This is a genomic window from Clostridium sp. SM-530-WT-3G (genome assembly GCF_012843905.1).
In the GTDB taxonomy this organism is placed as follows: domain Bacteria; phylum Bacillota; class Clostridia; order Clostridiales; family Clostridiaceae; genus Clostridium.
This window is the reverse complement of the sequence record NZ_JABAGC010000067.1, coordinates 1-6519: the sequence shown is the minus strand read 5'-3', so window position 1 is coordinate 6519 and position 6519 is coordinate 1. Positions and strand designations below refer to the sequence as shown.

Here is a 6519-nt window from a genome sequence, read left to right as displayed (position 1 = left end):
TCTCTATATAATTTTACTATAATTATTACATTTTCGGAATTTATTTGCTCGAAATATTTTTACTCTTTAGAGCTGACAATAAATCAATTGCAGAGATAAAAGATAATAATAATGAACGTTGGACTATAAAACAGATGGAAGCACAGCGTAAGAGTTTAGAAGCAAGACTTGAGTCATTAAAAAGAGAAGGGTATAAGGATGATATCATTACTTTTGAAGAGCTTGGGGTGGATGCAATTTTTCTTGATGAAGCACATGAGTATAAGAATTTATCATTTACTACGAAGATGACTAGAGTGGCAGGTATCAATCCAAATGGTGCAAAAAAATCATTGGACATGTTTTTGAAGATTCGATACATACAGGAGATGACGCCTGGTAAAAATATTGTTTTTGCAACAGGAACGCCTATTAGTAATACAATGGGAGAAATGTATATTATGCAAAAATACTTACAGATGGATCGATTAAAGGAGCTTGGAATCTATCACTTTGATTCATGGGCAGCTAACTTTGGTGAAACTGTCACAAGTATGGAACTTACGCCTGATGGAGGTGGATATCGTGAAAAAACCAGATTTGCAAAATTTGTGAATTTGCCAGAACTTTTAACATTATTTCACGAATTTGCAGATGTTCAACTTCCGGAGATGTTAAATCTGAAAGTACCGAAGCTAAAAAATGGACGTTTTACTATTGTGGAAAGTGAGCCAAATGAGGATGTTAAAGCTATTATGAATGACTTTGTGTCAAGAGCAGAAGCTATACATAATCATCAGGTAGATCCATCTCAAGATAACATGTTAAAAATTTGCCATGATGCAAAACTTTTATCTACGGATATTCGTCTGATAGATTCGGCAGCGCATAATGATGAGAATTCTAAGTTGAATGTATGTGTGAGAAATGTAGTAGCAAAATATGAGGAATTTAACGACAGAAAAGCAACTCAGATTGTGTTCTGCGATATTGGGGTTCCTGGGAAAAAATCATCTTTTTGTGTATATGATTATTTAAAAGAACAGATGGTAGCAGCCGGAATACCATCAGAAGAAATATGCTATATTCATGATGCAAAAAATGATATGCAGAGAGAAGCAATGTTTGCAGATCTAAGAAATGGAAAGAAGAGAGTTATTATTGGTAGTACCGGAAAGATGGGAACTGGAACGAATATTCAGGAAAGACTTTGTGCTATGCATGAAATAGATGTTCCATGGAGACCATCTGATGTAGGACGGATTTTGCGGACATTCAAAATAAAAAAGAATGTGGAGGTAACAGACAATGGCAAAATCATTATTTGAGGAACTGGGCGGCAAATACGAAAGGCAAGGGGATTATTTGATACCGTGCTTAACTGTACCCGCCGAAGAAGAACAGGCAATAGGCATCTGGGGGCAACGGCATTTAGATTATCTAAAACAGTACCGTAAAGTTACATACACCAATCTTCTTACAAGCGGCAGGCTAAACGCCTACCTTGCCGACATCAACAGACAGGCACAGGAACGCTTTGAAAGGCTCATAGAGGGTATGAAACAGGCACAGGGCATAACGGAACAGCTAAAGGCAGAAAACGCCTTAGAATGGACAGGATGCCTCAATAACATAAGGGCTTGTGCGAGGGAGATTGTGGAAAAGGAAATTATTTTTGCATAAACAGATGATTAGTGGCAGGGGGAAATCCTGCCGCTTTTTCTGCTTTAGTTTGTCAGCTTGACAAATAAAGGGTTAAGGAATATAATTAGATTCAGTATTATACAAGGAGTTAATAAATATGCGGCAAGGTATTCTTAAATAAACTGTCAATTTGATAGTGGGAACAAAAAGTAGCAGTCCCGTTTCACTTTTAATATGGGGCTTAGTTTTTTGTACCCAGTTTAAGAATACTTTTATCATGTAATTTTATATGCCCGAAAACATATAAGTGTTTTGGGGCTATTGGAGTTATTTACCCAGTGATAGGAGTATTTATAACTGGGTATTTTTATGCCCTTTTTTGGGTGTTGATAGGAGGAAAATCACATGAAAATAATTAACTTAGGCATTCTGGCTCACGTTGACGCAGGAAAGACAACATTAACGGAAAGTTTATTGTATACCAGTGGTGCAATTGCAGAACCAGGGAGCGTAGATGAAGGCACAACAAGGACAGATACAATGAATTTGGAGCGTCAAAGGGGAATCACTATCCAGACAGCAGTGACATCTTTTCAGTGGGAGGATGTAAAAGTCAACATTATAGATACGCCAGGCCATATGGATTTTTTGGCGGAAGTATACCGTTCTTTATCCGTATTAGACGGAGCAGTATTATTAGTTTCTGCAAAGGATGGCATACAGGCACAGACCCGTATACTGTTTCATGCACTACAGATAATGAAGATTCCGACAATTTTTTTCATCAATAAAATTGACCAAGAGGGGATTGATTTGCCAATGGTATATCGGGAAATGAAAGCAAAGCTTTCTTCGGAAATTATAGTGAAGCAAAAGGTTGGGCAGCATCCCCATATAAATGTAACGGACAATGACGATATGGAACAGTGGGATGCGGTAATTATGGGAAACGATGAACTATTAGAGAAATATATGTCAGGGAAACCGTTTAAAATGTCAGAACTGGAACAGGAAGAAAACAGGAGATTCCAAAACGGAACGTTATTTCCCGTTTATCACGGAAGCGCTAAAAACAATCTGGGGATTCGGCAGCTTATAGAAGTAATTGCCAGTAAATTTTATTCATCAACGCCTGAAGGTCAATCTGAACTATGCGGGCAGGTTTTTAAGATTGAATATTCAGAGAAAAGGCGGCGTTTTGTTTATGTGCGTATATATAGCGGAACATTGCATTTGAGGGATGTTATTAGAATATCTGAAAAAGAGAAAATAAAAATCACAGAGATGTATGTTCCGACAAACGGTGAATTATATTCATCCGATACAGCCTGCTCTGGTGATATTGTAATTTTACCAAATGATGTTTTGCAGCTAAACAGTATTTTGGGGAACGAAATACTGTTGCCGCAGAGAAAATTTATTGAAAATCCTCTCCCTATGCTCCAAACAACGATTGCAGTAAAGAAATCTGAACAGCGGGAAATATTGCTTGGGGCACTTACAGAAATTTCAGATGTCGACCCTCTTTTAAAATATTATGTGGATACTACAACGCATGAGATTATACTTTCTTTTTTGGGGAATGTGCAGATGGAAGTCATTTGTGCCATCCTTGAGGAAAAATATCATGTGGAGGCAGAAATAAAAGAGCCTACTGTTATATATATGGAAAGACCGCTTAGAAAAGCAGAATATACCATCCACATAGAAGTCCCGCCAAATCCTTTCTGGGCTTCTGTCGGGTTGTCCATAGAGCCGCTCCCTATTGGAAGCGGAGTGCAGTATGAAAGCAGAGTTTCACTTGGATATTTAAATCAATCGTTCCAAAATGCGGTTATGGAGGGGGTTCTTTATGGCTGCGAGCAGGGGCTGTATGGATGGAAAGTGACAGACTGTAAAATCTGTTTTGAATATGGATTGTATTATAGTCCTGTAAGTACCCCCGCAGACTTTCGGCTGCTTTCCCCTATCGTATTGGAGCAGGCTTTAAAAAAAGCAGGGACAGAACTATTAGAGCCATATCTCCACTTTGAAATTTATGCACCGCAGGAATATCTCTCACGGGCGTATCATGATGCTCCAAGGTATTGTGCAGATATTGTAAGTACTCAGATAAAGAATGACGAGGTCATTCTGAAAGGAGAAATCCCTGCTAGATGTATTCAAGAATACAGGAACGATTTAACTTATTTCACAAATGGGCAGGGAGTCTGCTTGACAGAGTTAAAAGGATACCAGCCAGCTATTGGTAAATTTATTTGCCAACCCCGCCGCCCGAATAGCCGTATAGATAAGGTTCGGCATATGTTCCACAAGTTAGCTTAACAGCTTGCAAAAGTCATATAAAATGAGATTTGAAAGGATTAGAGACTAATTATGATGAAATGCTAATGGATATTGTGTCCTGTTTGTGGGAGCAAAACCCGTAATAAAATTAGGAAGGACACTGTTTTGGAGAATTATCCCCTTTATTGTCCAAAATGCAGACAAGAAAGATTGATTAAAGTTGACAACTTGAAGATAACTGTCATCAAAGAGCCAGACGCTTAAGACGCAGAGCCGATGAAATTGTGGAACAATTCACGAATCATCGGCTCTTTTTGTTTCGTATTTGAAAGAACAAACTCACCAAATAAAAAAAACGATATTCGGGTGGGTTATTTTGTTATACCCTAAATTACCCTCTGAATTTGTTTTTAAATTTGGAGGGATTTTTTTATGTCCTTTTTTCGGGCAGTTATCTATCTGCTCATACGAAGCAAAATTTATCAATACATAGCATATCAGAGAACGGCAGGAAACCAGTTAAAAAAATTTCTGCCAGTGCAACGGTACTTCTCACCTTGAAAGTAGAAGTACAATCTCCATACAATAGAATTACTATTTCCTATAACCGTAAAGGTCACAGAGCCTTTGCGGTTTTTCTTTTGTCGATTTTTGTTGGAAAGTGCCGTAGGGCTGTTTCTGATATGCGGTGTCGTTCTCCGCCTCTCCATCTGGATTTTTTACATTTCAAAAATTCAGATGGGAGGTATTTATGGTGAAATATGCACCAAGAAAGGTATATATCAGAGAAAGTGGCGGCTATGTGGAATTATCCTACACGGAGTTCTGCCGTTGCAGGGAATCCGACCAGACCTATATGGACAAGCTGTTTATCCCCATTCAAGGCTGTCTGCTTGAAGTCGTGAGGGAGCAATACACAGACTTCTACCGTGACAAGGAACGGTGGCGTTATCTGCAAAAATTAGATACAAAGAATAGACTGCTATCTCTCGACGGATTTACGGACAGCGAGGGGAATCCTCTGGACTTTATCACTGATGAAGCGGTGGACATTGCAGAAACCGTTGTCAATGCGGTCATGGTGGACAGGCTGAAAGCCGCCCTGCCTTTGCTGTCGGATAGTGAACAGGAGCTGATACAGGCAATCTTTTTTGACGGACTTTCCGAGCGTGAAGTCGGGGCGAGGTTGGGCATAACCCAGAGCGTTGTAAACAAACGCAAAGCCAGAATCCTAATAAAACTAAGAAAGATAATAGAAAATTAAAATTTAAGGCGTTCAGCCCCCTTGTTTTTTCCTTTGGGAAGATGAGGGGGCTTTTCTCTGCCCTCTCAATCAATTCTGATTGGAGGAAGTAAGAATGGCATACAACCACGGACGGGAGGACAGGAAATGGCGTATCTGGAAAGAAGCGGAGGAAAAGCTGCTGCGTGAGTGCGGCGTTGATGAAGCGACCATTGAGCAGATACGCATGGCGGACAGGGCAGACTTCAATTCCAACAGGCGGTTTTACCGATGGACGAATGACGTTGCGGAATATCTTGAGGACATGGCAGGCAGGGAGCGGCAGGCGGAAGTGGGTACGGTTGCGGAGTTACTGGAAGAGATTGAGAGCGAAAATCTCTATCAAGTATTAGTCACGGTGGACGGGCGTACCTTGAAAATCGTCCTGCTGAAAATGCAGGGGTATTCCACAAAGGAGATTGCCCCGCTTGTGCATTTGACGACTGGTGCCATCTATGCGAGGTTAGACCATCTGCGGAAGAAGCTGCGGAAAATTTTATAGCTTCTAAAACAGCCTGCCATCCTGCGGGCTACTGGGTGAGGGATGGAAATCCCCTCACTCATTTTTTGCAGGAGGACAACAGGATGGCATACAGGGTTAAGGCATACACGCTTCGGGAGGAATCCACGGAAAGCGGCACAAGGTATTTTATCAGCTTTAAGGACGGGCAGGGCAAATCCCACGAGTTGGAAGTGTCGGAACAGTTCTTTATGGAGTTTCGGCAGATGGAGCGCAGGAACAGGAATCTTTTCTAATGGGACGAGCGGCACAGGGAGTTTAACGAGGTATGGGACGAAACCCTTTACAGACGGGCGTTGCGTGTGCCTAAGAGCCTTGATGAACGCATGGTTGAGGAAGAACGGAATGAAACGCTCTATAAGGCGGTTGGGAGCCTTCCAGAGATACAAAGGCGGCGTTTCCTGCTCTACTACGAGTATGAGTTCAATTTTTACCAAATCGCCGCTATGGAGCATTGCACCGCTTCGGCAATACAGAAATCTGTTGCGATTGCAAAGGAGAAAGTAAAGGCGGAAATTGAAGAAATATCTCCAACCGTGACCGACACCGCCCGAAAAAGAAATCTGTTTTTTATTTGTGTGGGATTGGCGGCATTACATACTCTCACTTTTTTCCGTGGGAGTAAATCTATTTTTAAGGAGGTCAACGCCTATGTGCAACGAAAACAAAGACACCGCCCGAAAGGAGGAAAGCCATGCAGAAGTTACAGACAGTCAACGCCGAAACGCTCCTTTCAGCTTTAAAGAGTAAATTTATTTATATGTTTAAAATCTTCTTAATTTCAGCTTTAATTTTTCAGAAAATTAAG

6 protein-coding genes and 1 pseudogene are annotated in these 6519 nt (G+C 40.7%); all 7 read left to right on the top strand.

Annotated elements, in window-relative coordinates:
* The first annotated feature begins 44 nt into the window (after positions 1-44).
* The gene (locus HF850_RS14970) at positions 45-1307 is read left to right on the top strand and encodes a hypothetical protein (protein ID WP_169106218.1); all 1263 of its coding nucleotides are present in this window, start codon (positions 45-47) and stop codon (positions 1305-1307) included.
* The gene (locus tag HF850_RS14965) at positions 1288-1662 is read left to right on the top strand and encodes a TnpV protein (protein ID WP_001129922.1); all 375 of its coding nucleotides are present in this window, start codon (positions 1288-1290) and stop codon (positions 1660-1662) included. Before HF850_RS14970 ends, HF850_RS14965 begins: the two co-directional genes overlap by 20 nt.
* 366 nt (positions 1663-2028) lie before the next feature.
* Complete coding sequence (tet(O), locus tag HF850_RS14960) at positions 2029-3948, top strand: tetracycline resistance ribosomal protection protein Tet(O) (RefSeq protein ID WP_169106217.1); 1920 nt, start codon at positions 2029-2031, stop codon at positions 3946-3948.
* 69 nt (positions 3949-4017) lie between these two features.
* Positions 4018-4173: a cysteine-rich KTR domain-containing protein gene (locus HF850_RS14955; RefSeq protein ID WP_237926097.1), complete on the top strand. Its 156-nt coding sequence runs from the start codon at positions 4018-4020 to the stop codon at positions 4171-4173.
* Positions 4174-4663: 490 nt separating this feature from the next.
* Positions 4664-5173: a sigma-70 family RNA polymerase sigma factor gene (locus tag HF850_RS14940; protein WP_105116765.1), complete on the top strand. Its 510-nt coding sequence runs from the start codon at positions 4664-4666 to the stop codon at positions 5171-5173.
* Positions 5174-5267: 94 nt separating this feature from the next.
* A complete protein-coding gene (locus tag HF850_RS14935; protein WP_000323895.1) occupies positions 5268-5693 on the top strand; it encodes a sigma-70 family RNA polymerase sigma factor in 426 nt (141 codons plus the stop codon).
* Positions 5694-5776: 83 nt separating this feature from the next.
* Positions 5777-6251, top strand: a pseudogene (locus tag HF850_RS14930) (sigma-70 family RNA polymerase sigma factor).
* Positions 6252-6519: the final 268 nt, after the last annotated feature.